The organism is Janibacter sp. FSL W8-0316 (assembly GCF_038004165.1).
In the GTDB taxonomy this organism is placed as follows: Bacteria; Actinomycetota; Actinomycetes; order Actinomycetales; family Dermatophilaceae; genus Janibacter; species Janibacter indicus.
The window spans coordinates 3,102,584-3,122,007 of record NZ_JBBOQX010000001.1; the positions used below are offsets into that span (position 1 = coordinate 3,102,584).

A 19,424-nucleotide genomic window follows, 5' to 3' on the forward strand; every position below is an offset into this window, starting at 1 on the left:
TGGGGGTGGGTCGGTCTGCGGGTCTCGGCCGACGTTACTCGTCGTCGAGCTCGTCGTCGTCGAGGCGTGCCAGCCACGACGCGAGTCGCTCGATCGGCGTCTCGAACTCGGGGTTGAGATCGACGAAGGTGCGGAACTGGTCACTCACCCACTCGAGAGTGACCTGCTCCTCACCACGTCGGTCCGCGAGCTCTTCGATGCCGCGGTCCGTGAAGTACATCAGCGGTCGAAGGCGCGGGCGATGAGGTCCGCCTGCTCCTGCGCGTGCTTCTTCGCGGTACCGGCGGCGGGGGAGGCGCTCGGCGGGCGGGTGACCGCCGTGAGAGCGCGGGTCTCGCCGTGCTTGGCCAGGTCGGCCGGCAGGTTCATCCCGAGGAAGGGCCAGGCGCCCTGGTTTTCCGGCTCCTCCTGCACGAGGACGAGCTCGGCATTGGGGTACTGCGCCAGCTCGGCCGCGAGCTCCTCACCCGGCAGCGGGTAGAAGCGCTCGAGGTGCAGGATCGCGGTCTGCTCGTCGCCGCGCTTCTTGCGCTCGGCCTCGAGGTCCCACGTGACCTTGCCCGCGGCGATGAGCACCCGGGTGACCTGGTCCCCCTTCGGCTGGGTCATGTCGGGCAGGACCGCGCGGAAGCCACCGGAGGTGAAGTCCTCGGGCTGGCTGCTCGCGGCCTTGAGGCGCAGCATCGACTTCGGGGTGAAGACGATGAGCGGACGACGCGGCCGCTGATAGGCCTGACGACGCAGCAGGTGGAAGTAGCTCGCCGGCGTCGACGGGAAGGCGACCGTCATGTTGTTTTGTGCGCACAGCGCGAGGAAGCGCTCGATGCGGGCGGAGGAGTGGTCCGGCCCCTGGCCCTCGTAGCCGTGCGGCAGGAGGAGGACGACCGAGGAGTTCTGGCCCCACTTCTGCTCGGAGGAGGAGATGAACTCGTCGATGATCGTGGCCGCGCCGTTGACGAAGTCACCGAACTGGGCCTCCCACAGCACGAGCGCGTCGGGGCGCTCGACGGAGTAGCCGTACTCGAAGCCGAGGGCCGCGAACTCCGACAGCAGCGAGTCGTAGACCCAGAAGCGGGCCTGCCCACCACCGAGGTAGTTGAGCGGCGTCCACTCCTCGCCGTTGTTTTTGTCGATGAGGACCGCGTGCCGCTGCACGAAGGTGCCGCGACGCGAGTCCTGACCGGCCAGACGCACCGGGGTGCCGTCCATGAGGAGCGAGCCGAAGGCGATCATCTCGCCGGTGCCCCAGTCGATGCCGCCCTCGCTGACCGAGGCGGCGCGCTTCTGCATCGCCTGCTGCAACTTGGGGTGGATCGTGAAGTCGGCCGGCGGGGAGTCGAAGACGTCACCGATGTGCTTGAGGTCGGTCTCGGAGATGCCGGTCTCGTCGGCCGAGCGGGTCGTCGCGTCACTGGTCTGCGACGACGGACGCTCGAGGCCGGCGTTGTCCGGGGCGTCGGAGCCGGTGTCGCCCGAGTCGCTGCCCGCGTCGGCCGGCGAGGCGGGGGCCTTGAGGGCCTCCTTGGTCTCGACGAAGACCCGCTCGAGCTGCGCCTGGTAGTCGCGCAGCGCGGCGTCGGCCTCCTCCGGGGTGATGTCCTTGCGGCCGATGAGGCTCTCCGTGTAGAGCTTGCGCACCGAGCGCTTGGACTCGATGAGCTTGTACATCAGCGGCTGGGTCATCGACGGGTCGTCGCCCTCGTTGTGACCGCGGCGGCGGTAGCACACGACGTCGATGACGACGTCCTTGTGGAAGCGCTGGCGGAACTCGAAGGCGAGCTCGGCGACCCGCACGCAGGCCTCCGGGTCGTCGCCGTTGACGTGGAAGATCGGCGCCTGGATCATCCGCGCGACGTCGGTCGAGTAGACCGACGAGCGGCTCGCGGACGGCGAGGTGGTGAAGCCGACCTGGTTGTTGACGACCACGTGGATCGTCCCGCCGGTGCGGTAGCCGCGCAGCTGGCTCTGCTGCAGCGTCTCGGCCACGACACCCTGACCGGCGAAGGCCGCGTCGCCGTGCATGAGGATCGGCAGCACCGGGAAGTCCTCGCCGCCGTGGTTGAGGCGGTCCTGCTTGGCGCGCACGATGCCCTCGAGGACGGGGTTGACCGCCTCGAGGTGGCTCGGGTTGGCCGCGAGGTAGACCTTGGTCGTCTCGCCGTCCTCGCCGGTGAACTCGCCCTCGGTGCCGAGGTGGTACTTGACGTCGCCGGAGCCCTGGACGGACTTGGGGTCGAGCTGGCCCTCGAACTCGCGGAAGATCTGCCCGTAGGACTTGCCGGCGATGTTGGCCAGGACGTTGAGGCGGCCGCGGTGCGGCATGCCGATGCAGACCTCGTCGAGGCCCTCGCCCGCCGCGCGGGTGAGGATGCGGTCGAGCACGGCGATGACCGACTCGCCGCCCTCGAGGGAGAAGCGCTTCTGCCCGACGAACTTGGTCTGCAAGAAGGTCTCGAAGGCCTCGGCGGCGTTGAGGCGGCGCAGGATCCGCAGCTGCTCGTCGCTCGTGGTCTTGGCGTAGCCGACCTCGACGCGCTCCTGCATCCAGCGGCGCTGCTCGGGGTCCTGGATGTGCATGTACTCGATGCCTGTGGTGCGGCAGTAGGAGTCACGCAGGATGCCCAGGATCTTGCGCAGCTTGAGGAAGGGTTCACCACCGAAGCCGCCGGTCGCGAAGTGCCGGTCGAGGTCCCACAGCGTCAGGCCGTGGCTGGTGATGTCGAGGTCCTCGTGACGACGCTGCTTGTACTCCAGCGGGTCGATGTCGGCCATGAGGTGGCCGCGGACGCGGTAGGAGTGGATGAGCTCCTGCACGCGCGCGACCTTGTTGATGTCGTCGTCGTGCGTGGTGGAGATGTCCTGGACCCAGCGGATCGGCTCGTAGGGGATGCGCAGGCTCTCGAAGATCTCGTCGTAGAAGCCGTCGGCACCCAGCAGCAGCTGGTGGACCACGCGCAGGAACTCACCCGACTGGGCGCCCTGGATGATGCGGTGGTCGTAGGTCGAGGTGAGGGTGAGCACCTTGGAGACGGCATTGCGGTTGAGCGTCTCGTTGCTCGCGCCCTGCCACTCGGCGGGGTAGTCGAGGGCGCCGACACCGATGATGGCGCCCTGGCCCTTCATCAAGCGGGGGATCGAGTGGACCGTGCCGATGCCGCCGGGGTTGGTCAGCGACATCGTCGTGCCCTGGAAGTCCTCGACGGTCAGCTTGCCGTCACGGGCCTTCTTGACGACCGTCTCGTAGGCGTTCCAGAAGGCGGTGAAGTCCATCGTCTCGGCCGGCTTGACCGCGGGCACGAGCAGCTGGCGGGAGCCGTCGTCCTTCTGCAGGTCGATGGCGATGCCCAGACCGATGTGCGCGGGCTGGACGACGACGGGCTTGCCCTTGTCGTTCGTCGTGTAGCCGACGTTCATCTCGGGCATGGCGCGCAGCGCCTTGATGAGCGCGTAGCCGACGAGGTGGGTGAAGGAGACCTTGCCCCCGCGGCTGCGCTTGAGGTGGTTGTTGATGACGATGCGGTTGTCGATGAGCAGCTTCGCCGGGACGGCGCGCACCGACGTCGCGGTCGGGACCTCGAGCGAGGACTCCATGTTGGTCACGACCCGGGCGGCCGCACCGCGAAGGGGGGTGTGCACGTCCTCCTCGACCGGCTTCTGGGCGGCCGCGGGCTTCTGCTCGTCACGCGGGGTGGGCTCGGCCTTCTTGGCCTCGGCCGTCTTCGGCTCGGCCTTGGGCTCCGCCTTGGCGGGCTCGGCCTCCTTCGCCTCGGCCTTGGGCTCGGCCTTCTTCGGCTCCGCCTTGGGCTCGGCCTTCTTCGCCTCGGGGGCGGGGGCGGCCTTGGGCTCGCTCGCGGCCGGCGCATCCCCCTTCGCGCTGGTGCCGTTGCTCCCACCGGTGCCCTGACCCGGGGTGTAGTTCTCGAAGAACTCCCACCAGGCCTTGTCGACACTGTTGCGGTCCTTCTTGTACTGCTCGTACAGCTCGTCGACCAGCCACTCGTTGGGGCCGAAGTCGTTCAGGGACACGGAGCCATCCTGGGGGTCAGGCACGGCGCATACGCCTCTTTCGTCACAGTCGCGAATAGGGGCCCGAAGTCAGCGCGGACCCCATCGGGTCCAGCCTAACGTGACGGCCGCCATGCGCCAGCCTCGGGGCGCGGCCCTGATGCGGCCGCGGGACCGCCCCCTTCGTCAGGGAAGCGGTCCCGCGGACCGAGGTGGACGCCGGAGGTCAGGTGATGTCCTTGCGGCCGGCGAGGATCGACCCGATGACCGTGAGGACGGCGGCGTAACCGATGAGGATCAGCGCGCTCAGCCACCACGAGAAGTAGTAGCTGTCGCCGCCGCTCTCGACGGCCCCACCGGTGGGGTCGGCGGTGACGAGCATGCCGGTCGTGAGGTTGCCGGGGATGAACTTCGCGGCGGTCGTCCACCCGAGGATCGCGAAGGCGATGTTGAGGATGAGCTGGCCGAGGAAGCCGAAGGCCACGGCGATGAGCACGGCGGCGATCTGGTTGCGCACGAGCATGCCGAAGCCGAAGCCGATGAGCGTCCACACGACGGTGGCGACGATCGAGGTGCCGTAGGTGGCGACGACGTCGCTGTTGGTGAGCAGCAGCGACTGGTCCTTGAAGAGGGTGAGGACCAGGGCGCCGCCGCCGACCGAGGCGATGACGTGGACGACACCGAGGACGGCGCCGACGACGATCACCGCGAGCGTCTTGGCGACGGCCACGATCCACCGACGCGGCGTGGCCAGGTAGGTGGCCGTCGCCGTCTTGTGGCGGTACTCGGTCGTGATGAGCAGGACACCCAGGGCCAGCGGGAAGAGCGCCGACATGCTGCCGAACTCACCGAGCAGACCGGCGCTGTAGACCATCTGGCCGGTCGCGCCGGTCATCGTGTCGAAGCCGGCGCTCGAGCCGTCGGGGTTGGTCAGACCGATGAGCGAGGCGGCTGCCATCGACAGCAGGAAGGCGAAGATCGCCATCCCCAGGCCCATGCCCCACCACAGCCTGGTCGTGAAGATCTTGCGGGTCTCTGACGTGATCGCGCCCAGCATCAGCCGTTCGCTCCTTCCTGGCCCTCGATGGCGTCGGCCATGGCCGGCGCCGCCGGGTCCCCGGCCGCACCGAGGTTGCGGTTGGTGCCCTCGGTGAGGGAGAAGAAGAGCTGCTCGAGGTCCGCGGCGAGCGGACGCAGCTCGTGGATCGGCACTCCGGCGCGCAGTGCGACGTCACCGACGAGCCGCAGGTCGTCGGTCTCGGCGACGATGCCACCGTCGTCCTGGACGTGGGCCGTGACGTCGGCGACGCGCAGGGCGCCGACGAGGGAGTCGGCATCGGAGGTGCGCACGAGCGAGGTGGCGTTGCCGCGCAGCTCACCGACGGTGCCCTCACGGACGAGCTTGCCGTTGCCGACGATGATCACGTCGTCGACCGTCTGCTCGATCTCCTGGAGCAGGTGGCTGGAGACGAGGATCGTGCGGCCCTCGCTCGCCAGGTGCCGCAGGAAGCCGCGCAGCCAGCGGATGCCCTCGGGGTCGAGGCCGTTGGCCGGCTCGTCGAGGACGAGCAGGCGCGGGTCGCCGATGAGCGCCGCGGCCAGGCCGAGGCGCTGGCGCATGCCCATGCTGTAGCCGCCGGCCTTCTTGCGGGCGGCGGCCGGGATGCCGGTCAGCTCGAGGAGCTCGTCGACGCGGCTGTCGGGGATGCCGGCGGTCGCGGCGAGCACCCGCAGGTGGTCACGACCGGAGCGCCCCGGGTGGAAGTTGGTCGCCTCGAGCGCCGACCCGACCACGCGCAGCGGCTGGTCGAGGTCGCGGTAGGTCTTGCCGTCGATCGTGGCCGTGCCGGAGGTCTGTCGCACCAGGCCGAGCAGCATGCGCAGGCTCGTGGTCTTGCCGGCGCCGTTGGGGCCGAGGAAGCCGGTGATCCGGCCGGGCTCGACGTTGAAGCTGAGGTCGTCGACGGCGGTGAAGCCCCCGAACCTCTTGGTCAGGTTGCGCACCTCTACGCGCGCTCCCGTGGTGGTCATCACGTCCCCTTCATGGTTGTGGTCGGGGACCATGCAACCATCCCGGCCGAAGGGGGGCATCCGCCTTTCGGCTGAACCTCACCTCCCCCCACGGGGGGAGGGGCGTCGCAGGCGACACACAGGCGGCGTTCCGTAGAATCTCGGCCACCATGACCATAGGTCTACTCATCCTGGCCCTGGTGCTCACTCTGGGTACCGCCCTCTTCGTGGCTGCCGAGTTCTCCCTCGTCGCCCTCGACCGACCAGCTGTCCAGCGCGCCGTCGACGACGGCGACACCGCAGCCAAGCCCGTGCTCGGCTCCCTTCGACAGCTCTCCACCCTGCTCTCCGCGTGCCAGATCGGCATCACGGTCACGACCCTCGCGCTCGGCTTCATCGCCAGCCCGGCGGTCGGCGCGCTCATCCAGCCCGGCCTCGAGGCGGTCGGCCTGCCGGAGCGCGTGGCGTCCTCGTCCGCCGACGGCCTGGCGCTCATCCTCGCCACCGTCTTCTCGATGATCCTCGGCGAGATGGTGCCCAAGACCCTCGCCGTGTCGGCGCCGCTGGGCGTCGCGAAGCTCGTGGCCGTGCCGATGCGGGTCATCGGCGTGCTCTTCAAGCCGTTGATCTTCGTGCTCAACGGCTCGGCCAACTGGGTGCTGCACCGCATGGGCGTCGAGCCGCAGGAGGAGCTGTCGGCCGCCCGCAGCCCTGCCGAGCTCGCCTCGCTCGTGCGCACCTCCGTCGAGGCCGGCACCCTCGACTCCGGCACCGCACGGCTCGTGACCCGCTCGCTCGGCTTCGGCGAGCAGACCGCGGCCGACGTCATGACGCCCCGCAACCGCGCGAGCGCCATCGACCGCACTGCGTCCGCCGAGGACCTCGTCTCGCTCGCGCGCCGCACCGGTCACTCGCGCTTCCCCGTCACGGGGGAGGACTGGGACGACATCGACGGTGTCGTCCACGTCAAGAAGGCCATCGCCGTCCCGCACGAGCGTCGGGCCGCCGTGCCCGTCTCGGCCCTGATGATCGACCCGGTCGTCGTGCCCGAGACGCTGCGCCTGGACCCCCTGCTCATCCAGCTGCGTGACTCCGGTCTGCAGATGGGTGTCGTCGTCGACGAGTACGGCGGCACCGCGGGTGTCGTCACGCTCGAGGACCTCGTCGAGGAGATCGTCGGCGAGGTCAACGACGAGCACGACCTCGCGCAGACCACCGGCCGCGCCCACGGTGACGGCGTGTGGACCGTGCCCGGCCTGTGGCGCCCCGACGAGGTCCGCGACCGCCTGGGCGCCGAGGTGCCCGAGGGCGCGGCCTACGAGACCGTCGGCGGCTGGGTCATGGCCGAGCTCGGCCGCGTCCCCGAGGTCGGCGACGTCGTCGAGCTCGACGGCTGGCAGGTCACCGTGACCGACATGGACACCCGTCGCGTCGACCGGTTGCGCTTCGTCCAGCACGAGCCGGCCACCGACGGTGATGCCGTCACGGACGGCGACGCCATGACGAAGGGGGGTGAGCCGGCATGACGACGGTCCTGATCACCGTGGGCCTGCTGCTGGCCAATGCCTTCTTCGTCGGCGCCGAGTTCGCCGCGATGTCCGCCCGGCGCTCGCAGCTGGAGCCGCTGGCCGACGCCGGCAACAAGCGCGCGGCCATCGCCGTCGACGCGCTGCAGCACACCGGTGTCCTGCTGGCGACCTGCCAGCTCGGCATCACCATCTGCTCGGTGCTCCTGGGTGCCGTCTCCGAGGCCGCGCTGCACCACGCGCTGCACCCGGTGATGGAGCGCATCGGCGTGCCGCACGCCTTCACCGACGCCAGCTCGCTGGTGCTCGCGATCCTCATCGTCGTCTACCTGCACGTCGTCGTCGGCGAGATGGTCCCTAAGAACCTCGCCATCGCCGGCCCCGAGCGCTCGGCGATCATCCTCGTCCCGCCGCTCATGTGGGTCATGAAGATCGCCAAGCCGGTCATCCTCGTCATGGACTGGGTGTCCAAGGCCTTCGTCAAGGCGATGGGCATCGAGCCCAAGGACGAGGTCGGCTCGGCCTTCACCGCCGAGGAGGTCCAGCACATCGTCACCGAGTCCCACAAGGAGGGGCTCGTCGAGGCCGAGAAGTACGGCCTCGTCGGCGCGGCCCTCGAGTTCTCCGACAAGGACGCCCGCGATGTCGGCGTGCCGGTCGACCAGCTCGTCACCGTCCCGCGCGATGCGACGCCCGACGACATCGAGCGACTCGTCGCCCGCTACGGCTACTCGCGCTACCCGACGACCGACGAGGCCGGCGAGCTCATGGGATACCTGCACCTGAAGGACGTGCTCTACGCCGACGAGACCGAGCGCGGCGAGCCGGTGCCGCGCAAGCGACTGCGCCGCATGGCGACGGTCCAGCCGGCCGACGAGGTCGAGGACGTGCTCGCGACGATGCAGCGCACGGGTACCCACCTGGCCCGGGTCGTCGACGACGCCGGCGCGACCCTGGGCGTCGTCTTCCTCGAGGACGTCATCGAGGAGCTCGTGGGTGAGGTGACCGACTCGACGCAGCGGGGCTGACCCCCTTCGTCACGACGTAGCGCCCGGACCTGCCGGTCCGGGGCGCTACGTGTTGCCGTGCGCCGGGGGTCAGCTGGGCAGCGCGGCGACGTCCTCGGTCGACTGGGGCGCGGCCATCCGACGGGTGCCGCTGGTGTAGGGCCCGCGGGTCCCGTTGCGTCGCTCGTAGGTGAGGGTCTCCGCCCGCTGGGGGCCGGCGCCGTCGTTGTCGATGACGACGCTGCGCTGGGTCCAGTAGGTCACGTCCGTGCAGAACGGGCTGGACTGGGCGAAGTCCGCCCGGACACGGAACCCGCCCAGGCGCAGACGCCCGTCCGACGAGTTGTCAGAGGCCAGCACGTCGCAGGAGTAGGTCCACGTGTAGGGCGTGTAGACGAGCCCGTCGCTCTTGCGCTGCGAGGCGCCCCGGACCGGTCGGGACCAACAGGAGGAGTGCCCGCTCAAGGGGGTCCAGGTCGCGCGGCTCACCGATGATCCAGTAGGTCAGGGACGCGTTGGAGACCAACGTCTGCGGCGTGACGTCGTAGAGGTAGAGGCCGAAGGGGGCGCCGTCGGGCCCGGAGCGCTGGAGGGTGGAGTTGACCTCGAGATGCTAGGTGCACTAGCTGATCCTCTGCGGTGAGTTGAGGACCCACCCGTTGATCCCCGGGTCCTTGCGGACAGGGGGGCTGAGGCGGCGAGCGACGGAGCGGCGGCGATGGTGAGTGCGGGCGCGGTCCAGGCGATGCCCTTGGCGACGTTGCGGCGAGAGATCTGCGGGGTGCTCATGCGGGTGCTGCTCCTGATGAAGTCGGTGTGGTGCGGGACCCGCTCCAACACCGTTCCCCGCCACGCGTCATGGTCCTCAGCCGCCGGCCTTTGCGCCTTCGCCTGTGACACTCGCGGCTGTCGCACGTATCACGTCATGACAGTTCTCGCATCTCGAGAGCGAATGTGTGACGATCCTCGACGACGGATCCGGGGGAGGAATCCGCGTGACCGTGAGGGGAGGCGGTGCGGCGATGGCTCCGACCCGCATGGCGAACGAGCTGGCAGGGCGGCTGCTCACGACCCACGGCGACCAGGTGGGCGAGATGGTGCCCACGCTCCTCCAGGCCGTGGCGCGCGGGCAGGACATCGACGACGTGTCCGCCGACGGCCGGTGGCCGGTGCTGGTGACCGAGTTGCTGCGCGAGTTCTTCCACTGCGTGGCGGCCAACGACGTTGCCAGGGTCAACGCACCGGGCAGCGTCTTCGAGCAGGTCGGGCGCAGCGCCGGCCGGGCCGGAGCGGGCGCCGACGTGCTCGCGGCGGCCATCCGGCTGGCGACCCGCCGCACGCAGGCCCAGGTCCACCGCTTCATCTTCGCCGAGTCTGAGGAGACCGACGCCGAGGCCGTCGTCGTGCTCCTCGCGCGCATCGCCGCCTTCGGCGAGGAGGTCGTCCCCGCCGTGTTGCGCGGCCACGAGCTCGAGCTGGCCGACGGGGACGCCCTGCGGGCGCAGCGCTTGGGTGACCTGCTCCTCGCCGCAGACCCGGCCGCGGCCGAGCTCGCCGCCGAGCTCGGCTGGCCGGCCGACGCCTTCGTCAGCGCGATCGTGCTCGCCCCCGCAGACGCGGCCACGCTAGACGACCGCAGCGACCTCCCCTTCGCCCGACGCGACCGGACGGACGACGTGGTGCTCATGGCGCCAGTCGCCGACGGCGCGCTCGCGACGGTCCTGCGGCCATGGCTGGCCGGAGTCCGCTGCACCGTCGGTCCCGCGGTGCCCCTGCGCGAGCTGCCGGACAGCCTCACGCTCGTCGACCGTCTCGCCGACCGGCGTGAGGCGCAGGGTGAGGCGGCCGTCTTCGTCGACGAGGAGCTGCTCGAGCTGGCGAGCACCGCCGACGCGATGGTGATCGCGGCCCTGCGGCGCAAGTACTTCGTCGATTTCGACCGGCTGCCCGCCGACGTGCGCGAACCCCTGGTGCAGACCCTCCACGAGTGGCTGCGGCACTGGGGTCACCGGCCCGCGACGGCCGACGCGCTCGGGGTCCACCCGCAGACGGTGAGCGCCCGGATCAACCGGCTGCGGGACCTGCTCGCGGACGAGCTCGAGGACGCCCGGGTGCGGTCGGAGCTGCTCGTGCTGCTCACGGCACTCGCCGCGGAGGGGTCAGCGGCCTGATCTGGCGAAAACTCGGCGTGGCGTGGACCACATTCTGCGCGGATACTGGAACATGCTGGGGTTCTCAGCCACGACCAGGAGAGTGAGCATGTCCAGCACGCAGGCCCCAGAGGTCAAGCCCAAGGAGGGCTTCTCCTCGCGCAAGGTCTTCATCTTCGCGGCCATCGGATCGGCGGTGGGCCTCGGCAACATCTGGCGCTTCCCGTACGTGGCCTACGAAGGTGGCGGCGGCGCCTTCATCATCCCCTACCTGTGCGCGTTGCTCTTCGCGGGCATCCCGCTCCTCTACCTCGACTACGCCGTCGGTCACCGCTTCCGCGGATCGGCCCCGCTCTCCCTTCGCCGCCTGCACCGCGGCGCCGAGTGGCTCGGCTGGTGGCAGGTGCTCATCTGCGTTGTCATCGCCGTCTACTACGCCGCGATCCTCGCCTGGGCGGGCAAGTACGCGGTCCTGTCCTTCACCAAGGGCTGGGGCGACGACCCCAATGCCTACTTCTTCGGCGACTACCTGCAGGCGGCCGAGACGCCCGGGCCGACCTTCGACTTCGTCCCCGGCATCCTCATGACGATGATCCTCGTCTGGGTCGTGACCATCGGCGTGCTCGCCATGGGCGTCCAGACCGGCATTGGGCGCACCGCGGTGATCTTCATCCCCGTGCTCGTGCTCGCCTTCATCGTCCTGGTCATCCAGGCGCTCACCCTCGACGGCTCGATGGAGGGCCTCAACGCCCTCTTCACGCCCGACTGGGGCGCACTGACGCACGGCAGCGTGTGGATCTCGGCGGTCGGCCAGATTTTCTTCAGCCTGTCCGTCGGCTTCGGCATCATGATCACCTACGCCAGCTACGTCGACCGCAAGACCGACATGACCGGCTCGGGTGCCGTCGTCGGCTTCTCCAACTCCGGCTTCGAGCTGCTCACCGGCATCGGTGTCTTCGCCGCACTCGGCTTCATGGCGCAGGCGGCCGGCACCGAGGTCAGCGAGGTCGTGACCAACGGCATCGGCCTGGCCTTCGTCGCCTTCCCGACGATCATCAACGAAGCCCCCGGCGGCGTCGTCATCGGCGTGCTCTTCTTCGTCTCGCTGCTGCTCGCCGGCGTCACCTCGCTCATCTCGATCGTCGAGGTCGTCATCGGCGCCGTCCGCGACAAGGTCGGCATCTCGCGCACCGCCGCGACCTTCGTCGTCGGCGCGCCGATGGGTGTGGTCAGCGTCCTGATGTTCTCGACGACCGGCGGCATCTACGTGCTCGACACGATGGACGCCTTCGTCAACAGCTTCGGCATCATCGCCGTCGCGGCCGTGATGATGCTCGCCATCACCTACGTCTTCCGCAAGCTCGGTGTGCTGCAGCGTCACCTCGACGCCCGCAGCTCGATCAAGCTGCGCGGCTGGTGGCCGGCGCTCGTCGCGGTCGTCGTGCCGCTGCTGCTCATCGCCATGCTGTGGCAGGAGCTCAAGGCCAAGATCGACACGCCCTACGAGGAGTACCCGGCCGACCTGCTCAACGTCTTCGGCTGGGGCATGGTCGTCGCGCTGCCGATCCTGGCGATCGGGCTCTCGCTCATCCCGTGGCGCAAGGACGTCTCGCTCGAGGACCCCACCATGGTCGAGGTCGACGGAGGTGAGCAGGCATGACCACCACCGCCATCATCATGTTGATCGTCGCGATCCTCGTCATCTGGGGCGGGCTCGCCCTGGCGATCGCCAACCTCGCCACCCGCGGCGACTCCGCCTCCGCGGACGTGACCGAGTTCGAGGTGCACCGCGACCTGTAGCCCCGGCTGCCCCGGCTGCCCCGGAGGCCCGAAGGGGGGCGACGACCAGGTGTCGTCGGCCCCCTCGGCATGCGGCCGGGTCCATGTTGGTCCGCCTCGCCCACGATCAGCGTCGAGTCCGCGTCGGGCATGCCGAAGGGCCGCCAGCGAGCGCTGGCGGCCCTTGCGAAAAATGCGCCCCCGGCAGGATTCGAACCTGCGGCCCCTGGTACCGGAAACCAGTGCTCTATCCCCTGAGCTACGGAGGCGGGGTGGTGCCCGGTGAGATTAGCACCGGGCGTGCGCGTCCCGGGAATCGGCCACGCGTCGGACGCACGCCGAGCCGGACCTAGACTGGGCGACCGTGACCCCCGAAGAGCTTGTCGAAGCGATCCGTGCCGCCCTCACCGCCGCCATCGAGGCCGGCGACCTGACCGTCGAGGTGCCCGCCGAGATCCGTGTCGAGCGACCCAAGCAAAAGGGCCACGGCGACTGGACGACCAACCTCGCGATGCAGCTGGCCAAGCCGGCCGGCATGAAGCCGCGCGACGTCGCCGGGATCCTCGCCGCGCGTCTCGAGGCCGCCGAGGGGATCGCCGCGATCGAGGTCGCCGGCCCCGGCTTCCTCAACATCACCCTCGACGCCGCCTCTGCGGGGGCCCTCGCGCGCTCGATCGTCGAGGCAGGCGCGGGCTACGGCCGCAACGAGGCCCTCGCCGGCCACACGATCAACGTCGAGTTCATCTCCGCCAACCCGACCGGACCGCTCCACATCGGCCACACGCGCTGGGCGGCGCTCGGCGACTCGACGCGTCGCCTCCTCTCGGCCTCTGGCGCCGACGTCACCGCCGAGTACTACATCAACGACGCCGGCGCGCAGATGGACAACTTCGGCGCGTCCGTCCTCGCCAGCGCGAAGGGGGAGCCCACCCCCGAGGGCGGCTACCCCGGCGCCTACATCGGCGACCTTGCGGCGACGGTGCTGCAGCAACGCCCCGACCTGCTCGACCTCGCCGACGGTGAGGCGCTGGCCGTGGCTCGGCAGCTCGGCTACGAGGCCCAGCTGGCCGACATCCAGTCGACGCTCGACGACTTCGGTGTGCACTTCGACGTGTGGTTCTCCGAGAAGAGCCTTCACGACGGCGGTGCGGTCGAGGCTGCTGTGGCCCGCCTGCGCGAGCAGGGCCACGTCTTCGACGAGGGCGGCGCGGTCTGGCTGCGCACGACCGACTTCGGCGACGACAAGGACCGTGTGCTCATCCGGGCCGACGGGGTGCCGACCTACTTCGCGGCCGACGCCGCCTACTACCTGAGCAAGAAGGACCGCGGCTTCCCGGAGAAGATCTACCTCCTCGGTGCCGACCACCACGGCTACATCGGCCGGCTCAAGGCGATCGCGGCCTGCGCCGGCGACGACCCGCAGGCCAACATCGAGATCCGCATCGGTCAGCTCGTCGACCTCAACGGCGCCAAGCTGTCCAAGCGCGCCGGCAACATCGTCGAGCTGCGCGACCTCATCTCGTGGATCGGCTCCGACGCCGTGCGCTACTCGCTGGCCCGCTACCCCGCGGACAGCCCGCTCAGCCTCGACGGCGAGGAGCTGCGCAAGCAGACCAACGACAACCCGGTCTTCTACGTGCAGTACGCCCACGCCCGCACCTTCAACGTCGCCCGTCTGGCGGTCGAGGACGGCGTGCGTCGTGAGGACGGCTTCGACCCGGGCCTGCTGTCGCACCCGACCGAGGCGACCCTGCTGGCGACGCTCGGCGACTTCCCGCGGGTCGTCGCCCATGCCGCCGAGCTGCGTGAGCCGCACCGGGTCGCGCGCTACCTCGAGACCCTCGCCGGCCACTTCCACAAGTGGTACGACACCTGCCGCGTGCGCCCGCGCTCCGACGAGGAGATCACCGACACGCACCGCACCCGGCTGTGGCTCAACGACGCCACCCGCCAGGTGCTCGCCAACGGCCTCGACCTGCTCGGCGTCTCCGCGCCCGAGCGGATGTGAGGCCGGCGTGGCGACCAACATGAGGGCCCACGAGGCCGGCATCCTCCACGCCGACGGCTACGGCGCCGCACCGCAGTGGCTGCCGACGCCCCAGGACGTCAACGACCTGCTGCCGCAGCTGTGGCCGGCCAATGTCACGCGCAACGCCGATGGCGTCCTGGCCGTCTCCGGCCTGCCCGTCACCGACATCGCCCGTGACTTCGGCACCGCGGCCTACGTGCTCGACGAAGACGACTTCCGTTCTCGCGCAAGGGCGTTCAGGGACGACTTCACCGCTCCCTTCGACGCAGTGGCCGGTGCCGACGTCTACTACGCGGGCAAGGCCTTCCTGTGCTCCGCGGTCGCCCGCTGGGTCATGGACGAGGGACTCAACCTCGACACCTGCAGCGGCGGCGAGCTGGCCGTGGCGCAGCGCGTCGGCTTCCCCGGCGAGCGCATCGCCCTGCACGGCAACAACAAGTCCGTCGCCGAGCTGCGCCAGGCCCTGTCCTACGGCGTCGGCCGGATCGTCGTCGACTCCTTCGCCGAGATCGACCGGGTCGCCGAGGTCGCGGCCGAGCTCGGCGCCGTCGCGCCCGTCATGGTCCGCGTGACCGTCGGTGTCGAGGCGCACACCCACGAATTCATCGCGACGGCCCACGAGGACCAGAAGTTCGGCTTCTCCCTCGCCGGTGGCCAGGCGCGCGCCGCCATCGACGCCATCGTGGCGAAGGGGGACCGCCTGCGCCTGCTCGGGCTGCACAGCCACATCGGCAGCCAGATCTTCGACGTCTCCGGCTTCGAGATCGCGGCCCGGCGGCTCGTCGCGCTGCACACCGAGGTCGCCGACGTCCACGGCATCGCCATGCCCGAGATGGACCTCGGCGGTGGCTACGGCATCGCCTACACCTCGGAGCACAGCCCACTCACGCCGGGCGAGCTCGGCACCCAGATGGCCGCGCTCGTCGACCGCGAGCTCAAGGAGCTGCGCGACGGCCACCCCGACGCCCCGCTGCCGCGGATCTCGATCGAGCCGGGCCGGGCGATCGCCGGGCCGAGCGCCTTCACCCTCTACGAGATCGGCACGGTCAAGGACGTCGAGGTCGCCCACGACGCGATCCGCTCCTACGTGAGCGTCGACGGGGGCATGAGCGACAACGTGCGCACCGCCCTCTACGGCGCCGACTACTCGTGCACCCTCGCCGGCCGCACCTCGACCGCCGGCCCGCGGCTCGTGCGGGTCGTCGGGCGGCACTGCGAGAGCGGCGACATCGTCGTCATGGACGAGTACCTGCCCGCCGACATCGTCCCCGGTGACCTCATCGCGGTCCCCGGCACCGGTGCCTACTGCCGCAGCCTGTCCAACCAGTACAACCACACGCCCCGACCGCCGGTCATCGCCGTGCGGGACGGCGTCGCGCGGGTCATCGTGCGACGCGAGACGATCGACGACCTGCTCGCCCTCGACGTGGACGAGCCCGCCCCGCTCCAGGAGGTCCGATGACCACCGACCAGCAGACCCCCCTTCGCGTCGCCCTGCTCGGCGGCGGTGTCGTCGGCGGCAGCGTCGCCCGCCAGCTGATCACGCAGGCCGACGACCTCGCCCAGCGCATCGGTCGCCCGCTCGAGCTCGTCGGCATCGCGGTGCGCCGCGCCGGCCGTGACCGGTCTGACCTCGGGGTCGACCCCGCGCTCTTCACGACCGACGCCGAGGAGCTGGTCACCCGCGCCGACATCGTCGTCGAGGTCATCGGCGGCATCGAGCCGGCCCGCAGCCTCATCCTCTCGGCGATGGAGCACGGCGCCTCCGTCGTGACGGCCAACAAGGCCCTGCTCGCCGAGGACGGCCCGACCCTCTACGCGGCGGCCGCCGACCACGGCGTCGACCTCTACTACGAGGCCGCCGTCGCCGGCGCGATCCCGATCCTGCGGCCGATCCGCGACTCGCTCGCGGGCGACTCGATCCGGCGGGTCATCGGCATCGTCAACGGCACGACCAACTTCGTCCTCGACGCCATGGACTCCACCGGGGCCGGCTTCTCCGAGACGGTCGAGCGGGCCCAGGCCCTCGGCTACGCCGAGGCCGACCCGACGGCCGACGTCGAGGGCTTCGACGCGGCGGCCAAGGCCGCGATCCTCTCCTCGCTGGCCTTCCACTCCCGGGTGAGCAGCGCCGACGTCCACCGCGAGGGCATCACCGAGGTCAGCGCCCGCGACATCGCTGCCGCACGCGAGATGAACTGCACCGTCAAGCTGCTCGCGATCTGCGAGCGAGTCGAGGGCCCCGACGGGCGGCCGGGCATCTCTGCCCGCGTGCACCCAGCGCTCCTCCCGCTCACCCACCCGCTCGCCTCGGTCCGCGAGGCCTACAACGCCGTTTTCGTCGAGGCCGACGGGGCGGGCGACCTGATGTTCTACGGCCAGGGCGCCGGCGGCGACCCCACGGCCAGCGCGGTCCTCGGCGACATCGTCGCCGTGGCGCGGACCCGCGTCACCGGTGGCCGCGGGCCGGGGGAGAGTGCCTACGCCGACCTGCCCGTGCTCTCGATCGGTCAGGCCATCACGCGCTACCACGTGAGCCTCGACGTCGCCGACAAGCCGGGCGTCCTCGCCTCCGTCGCCACGGTCTTCGCCACCCAGGGTGTCTCCATCGAGACCGTGCGCCAGCAGGTCGTCACCGACGACCACGGCGACGCGCGGGCGATGCTCATCATCGTCACCCACGCGGCGACCGATGCCGCACTCTCCGCGACCGTCACCGAGCTCGCCGGGCTCGACACCGTCAACGAGGTCACCTCCGTCATGCGCGTTGAAGGGAACTGACACATGACTGCCCACCAGTGGCGCGGCGTCATCACCGAGTACTCCGACCGGCTGCCGATGCTCGCCGGCGCCCCGACCGTCACCCTGCGCGAAGGGGGGACCCCCCTCATCCCCGCCGAGCACCTCAGCGAGCTCGTCGGCGCGCAGGTCCACGTCAAGTACGAGGGCCTCAACCCCACCGGCTCCTTCAAGGACCGGGGCATGACGACGGCGATGTCGATGGCCGCGGCGAAGGGGGCCAAGGCCGTCATCTGTGCCTCCACCGGCAACACCTCGGCCTCGGCGGCCGCCTACGCGACCAAGGCCGGCATGACCTGTGCGGTGCTCGTGCCCGAGGGCAAGATCGCCATGGGCAAGCTCTCGCAGGCCATCGCCCACGGCGCCACGCTGCTGCAGGTCGACGGCAACTTCGACCACTGCCTCGACGTCGCTCGCAAGCTCGCCGAGTCCTACCCGGTCGAGCTGGTCAACTCGGTCAACCCCGCGCGCATCGAGGGGCAGAAGACCGCGTCCTTCGAGATCGTCGATGCCCTGGGCGATGCGCCCGACATCCACTGCCTGCCGGTCGGCAACGCCGGCAACATCACCGCCTACTGGCGGGGCTACCGCGAGTACGCGACCGAGACCGAGGGCGTCTCCGGCGCCCTCGCGCCGGTGTCCACCCGCACCCCGCAGATGTGGGGCTTCCAGGCCGCAGGCTCCGCGCCCATCGTCCTGGGCCACCCCGTCGACGAGCCCGACACCATCGCCACGGCGATCCGCATCGGCAACCCCGCGTCGTGGCAGCAGGCCGAGACCGCGCGCGACGAGTCGGGTGGCCGGATCGAGGCGGTGACCGACGAGGAGATCCTCCGGGCGCACCGGATCCTCTCCTCGCGCGAGGGCATCTTCGTCGAGCCGGCCTCGGCCGCCTCGGTTGCCGGCCTGCTCAAGGCCTCCGCCGCCGGGCAGGTCCCCGCCGGCGCCACGATCGTGTGCACTGTGACCGGTCACGGGCTCAAGGACCCGCAGTGGGCCCTGAAGAACGCCGACGGCTCGGACGTCGCGCCGGTGAGCGTGCCCGCCGAGGCCTACGCCGTCGCCCGCGAGCTCGGCCTGCAGGACTGAGCGTGACGATCGCCGTCGGGACGTCGGTCACCCTCGAGGTGCCCGCGTCGAGCGCCAACCTCGGCCCGGGGTTCGACTGCGTCGGTCTGGCCCTGGGCGTCTGGGACCAGTGCACCGTGCGCGTCACCGAGGCACCCGGGCTGGTCGTCGAGGTGAGCGGCTCGGGCGCCGACTCCGTGCCGCGCGACGAGAGCCACCTCGTCGTGCGCACGATGGTGACAACCTGGCAGCACCTCGACGTCGAGCCGCCGGCCGGCCTGCACCTGAGCGCGACCAATGCCGTCCCGCACGGCCGCGGTCTGGGGTCCTCGGCGACCGCGATCGTCACCGGTGTCGCCGTCGCCCACGCGCTCGCCGTCCGCGGCGGTGCGCTCGCGGGGGAGGAGCTCGACCTCGACGTCATCAACTCGATCGCGGCCGCGCTCGAGGGCCACCCGGACAACTCGTCCGCGAGCGTCCACGGCGGCGCGACGCTGTCCGTCACCGAGGCCGCCGAGCCGCTGCCGCGGACCCGGACCGTCCCCCTTCGTCTCGACCCGCGCATCACGCCCGTGGTGCTCGTGCCGGAGACCACGCTGAGCACGCACACCGCCCGGGCGGTCCTGCCCGAGGTCGTGCCGCTGGCGACGGCGGCCGCCAACTCCGCGAGGACCGGGCTGCTCGTGCACGCCCTCACCAGCGCGCCGGAGCTGCTCGTCGAGGCCACGACGGACCTGCTCCACCAGGAGCCCCGACGCCCGAGCTACCCGCAGAGCATGGAGCTCGTCGACGCGCTGCGGGCCGCCGGATGCGCCGCGACGATCTCCGGCGCGGGGCCCTCGGTCCTCGTGCTCACCGACGTCGGCCGCCTCGACGAGGTCCGCGGCATCGCGGCCGGGACCTCCGCTGCCTGGCAGGTCTTCACCCCCGGCGTCCCCACCGACGGCGTGCGCCTGCTGGGGTGACGTCGCCAGGGCGACGCAGTGATACATTGGCGGTGCTCCTTCAGGTCCGGCGCGTCGACCATCCGGTCGAGTCGCACATGAGGGCC

15 protein-coding genes and 1 tRNA gene are annotated in these 19,424 nt (G+C 70.7%); 10 read left to right on the top strand and 6 right to left on the bottom strand.

The features are described 5' to 3' along the window. Positions 1–34: 34 nt before the first annotated feature. From NYE39_RS15220 to NYE39_RS15235, 4 genes are all read right to left on the bottom strand, one after another. Positions 35–220 carry a DUF6104 family protein gene (locus NYE39_RS15220; RefSeq protein ID WP_341013195.1) on the bottom strand — a complete coding sequence of 62 codons (186 nt, stop codon included), beginning with the start codon at positions 218–220 and terminating at the stop codon, positions 35–37. Then, entirely contained in the window at positions 220–4,026 is a 3,807-nt protein-coding gene (locus NYE39_RS15225; RefSeq protein ID WP_341013196.1) for a multifunctional oxoglutarate decarboxylase/oxoglutarate dehydrogenase thiamine pyrophosphate-binding subunit/dihydrolipoyllysine-residue succinyltransferase subunit, read from the bottom strand. The genes NYE39_RS15220 and NYE39_RS15225 overlap by 1 nt, the downstream gene beginning before the upstream one ends. Before the next feature lie 205 nt (positions 4,027–4,231). Then, positions 4,232–5,062 (bottom strand): hypothetical protein, encoded by an 831-nt coding sequence (locus NYE39_RS15230; RefSeq protein ID WP_341013197.1) that lies wholly within the window; start codon positions 5,060–5,062, stop codon positions 4,232–4,234. Further along, positions 5,062–6,036, bottom strand: coding sequence for an ABC transporter ATP-binding protein (locus NYE39_RS15235; protein WP_341013198.1), 975 nt, complete (start codon positions 6,034–6,036; stop codon positions 5,062–5,064). The genes NYE39_RS15230 and NYE39_RS15235 overlap by 1 nt, the downstream gene beginning before the upstream one ends. Positions 6,037–6,185: 149 nt before the next feature. Between NYE39_RS15235 and NYE39_RS15240 the strand changes: the two genes are divergently transcribed. Then, positions 6,186–7,541, top strand: a complete 1,356-nt coding sequence (locus tag NYE39_RS15240) for a hemolysin family protein (protein ID WP_341013199.1) — start codon at positions 6,186–6,188, stop codon at positions 7,539–7,541. Continuing rightward, on the top strand, positions 7,538–8,569 hold the full coding sequence (locus tag NYE39_RS15245) for a hemolysin family protein (protein WP_072623984.1): 1,032 nt from the start codon (positions 7,538–7,540) through the stop codon (positions 8,567–8,569). Before NYE39_RS15240 ends, NYE39_RS15245 begins: the two co-directional genes overlap by 4 nt. 69 nt (positions 8,570–8,638) lie before the next feature. On the opposite strand, the gene NYE39_RS15250 is transcribed toward NYE39_RS15245, so the two are convergent. Beyond that, positions 8,639–9,037 carry a hypothetical protein gene (locus tag NYE39_RS15250; RefSeq protein ID WP_341013200.1) on the bottom strand — a complete coding sequence of 133 codons (399 nt, stop codon included), beginning with the start codon at positions 9,035–9,037 and terminating at the stop codon, positions 8,639–8,641. Between the two features lie 533 nt (positions 9,038–9,570). Here NYE39_RS15250 and NYE39_RS15255 point away from each other — a divergent pair. The 3 genes from NYE39_RS15255 (at position 9,571) to NYE39_RS15265 (ending at position 12,498) form a co-directional block, all read left to right on the top strand. Then, positions 9,571–10,719: a helix-turn-helix domain-containing protein gene (locus tag NYE39_RS15255; protein WP_341013201.1), complete on the top strand. Its 1,149-nt coding sequence runs from the start codon at positions 9,571–9,573 to the stop codon at positions 10,717–10,719. Positions 10,720–10,807: 88 nt separating this feature from the next. Continuing rightward, positions 10,808–12,358: a sodium-dependent transporter gene (locus tag NYE39_RS15260; protein WP_341013202.1), complete on the top strand. Its 1,551-nt coding sequence runs from the start codon at positions 10,808–10,810 to the stop codon at positions 12,356–12,358. Further along, positions 12,355–12,498 (top strand): methionine/alanine import family NSS transporter small subunit, encoded by a 144-nt coding sequence (locus NYE39_RS15265; protein ID WP_341013203.1) that lies wholly within the window; start codon positions 12,355–12,357, stop codon positions 12,496–12,498. The genes NYE39_RS15260 and NYE39_RS15265 overlap by 4 nt, the downstream gene beginning before the upstream one ends. Positions 12,499–12,673: 175 nt before the next feature. On the opposite strand, the gene NYE39_RS15270 is transcribed toward NYE39_RS15265, so the two are convergent. Continuing rightward, positions 12,674–12,746: transfer RNA gene (locus NYE39_RS15270), tRNA-Arg, on the bottom strand. Positions 12,747–12,841: 95 nt separating this feature from the next. On the opposite strand from NYE39_RS15270, the gene argS reads away from it, so the two are divergent. Genes argS through thrB form a run of 5 tightly spaced genes read left to right on the top strand, consistent with a single transcriptional unit; the run spans position 12,842 to position 19,338 of the window. Beyond that, entirely contained in the window at positions 12,842–14,485 is a 1,644-nt protein-coding gene (gene argS / locus NYE39_RS15275; protein WP_341013204.1) for an arginine--tRNA ligase, read from the top strand. A 19-nt stretch (positions 14,486–14,504) separates the two neighbouring features. Continuing rightward, positions 14,505–15,968 carry a diaminopimelate decarboxylase gene (lysA, locus tag NYE39_RS15280; RefSeq protein WP_341013205.1) on the top strand — a complete coding sequence of 488 codons (1,464 nt, stop codon included), beginning with the start codon at positions 14,505–14,507 and terminating at the stop codon, positions 15,966–15,968. Beyond that, complete coding sequence (locus NYE39_RS15285) at positions 15,965–17,287, top strand: homoserine dehydrogenase (protein WP_341013206.1); 1,323 nt, start codon at positions 15,965–15,967, stop codon at positions 17,285–17,287. Before lysA ends, NYE39_RS15285 begins: the two co-directional genes overlap by 4 nt. Before the next feature lie 3 nt (positions 17,288–17,290). Beyond that, positions 17,291–18,394 carry a threonine synthase gene (thrC, locus tag NYE39_RS15290; protein WP_341013207.1) on the top strand — a complete coding sequence of 368 codons (1,104 nt, stop codon included), beginning with the start codon at positions 17,291–17,293 and terminating at the stop codon, positions 18,392–18,394. A 2-nt stretch (positions 18,395–18,396) separates the two neighbouring features. After that, complete coding sequence (gene thrB / locus NYE39_RS15295; protein WP_341013208.1) at positions 18,397–19,338, top strand: homoserine kinase; 942 nt, start codon at positions 18,397–18,399, stop codon at positions 19,336–19,338. Positions 19,339–19,424: the final 86 nt, after the last annotated feature.

Bases quoted from the DNA above. Each gene is read 5' to 3' on its own strand.
- NYE39_RS15220 (WP_341013195.1), bottom strand. From the start codon at position 220: ATGTACTTCACGGACCGCGGCATCGAAGAGCTCGCGGACCGACGTGGT.
- NYE39_RS15230 (WP_341013197.1), bottom strand. From the start codon at position 5,062: ATGCTGGGCGCGATCACGTCAGAGACCCGCAAGATCTTCACGACCAGG.
- NYE39_RS15235 (WP_341013198.1), bottom strand. From the start codon at position 6,036: ATGACCACCACGGGAGCGCGCGTAGAGGTGCGCAACCTGACCAAGAGG.
- NYE39_RS15240 (WP_341013199.1), top strand. From the start codon at position 6,186: ATGACCATAGGTCTACTCATCCTGGCCCTGGTGCTCACTCTGGGTACC.
- NYE39_RS15245 (WP_072623984.1), top strand. From the start codon at position 7,538: ATGACGACGGTCCTGATCACCGTGGGCCTGCTGCTGGCCAATGCCTTC.
- NYE39_RS15255 (WP_341013201.1), top strand. From the start codon at position 9,571: ATGGCTCCGACCCGCATGGCGAACGAGCTGGCAGGGCGGCTGCTCACG.
- NYE39_RS15260 (WP_341013202.1), top strand. From the start codon at position 10,808: ATGTCCAGCACGCAGGCCCCAGAGGTCAAGCCCAAGGAGGGCTTCTCC.
- NYE39_RS15265 (WP_341013203.1), top strand. From the start codon at position 12,355: ATGACCACCACCGCCATCATCATGTTGATCGTCGCGATCCTCGTCATC.
- lysA (WP_341013205.1), top strand. From the start codon at position 14,505: ATGAGGGCCCACGAGGCCGGCATCCTCCACGCCGACGGCTACGGCGCC.
- NYE39_RS15285 (WP_341013206.1), top strand. From the start codon at position 15,965: ATGACCACCGACCAGCAGACCCCCCTTCGCGTCGCCCTGCTCGGCGGC.
- thrC (WP_341013207.1), top strand. From the start codon at position 17,291: ATGACTGCCCACCAGTGGCGCGGCGTCATCACCGAGTACTCCGACCGG.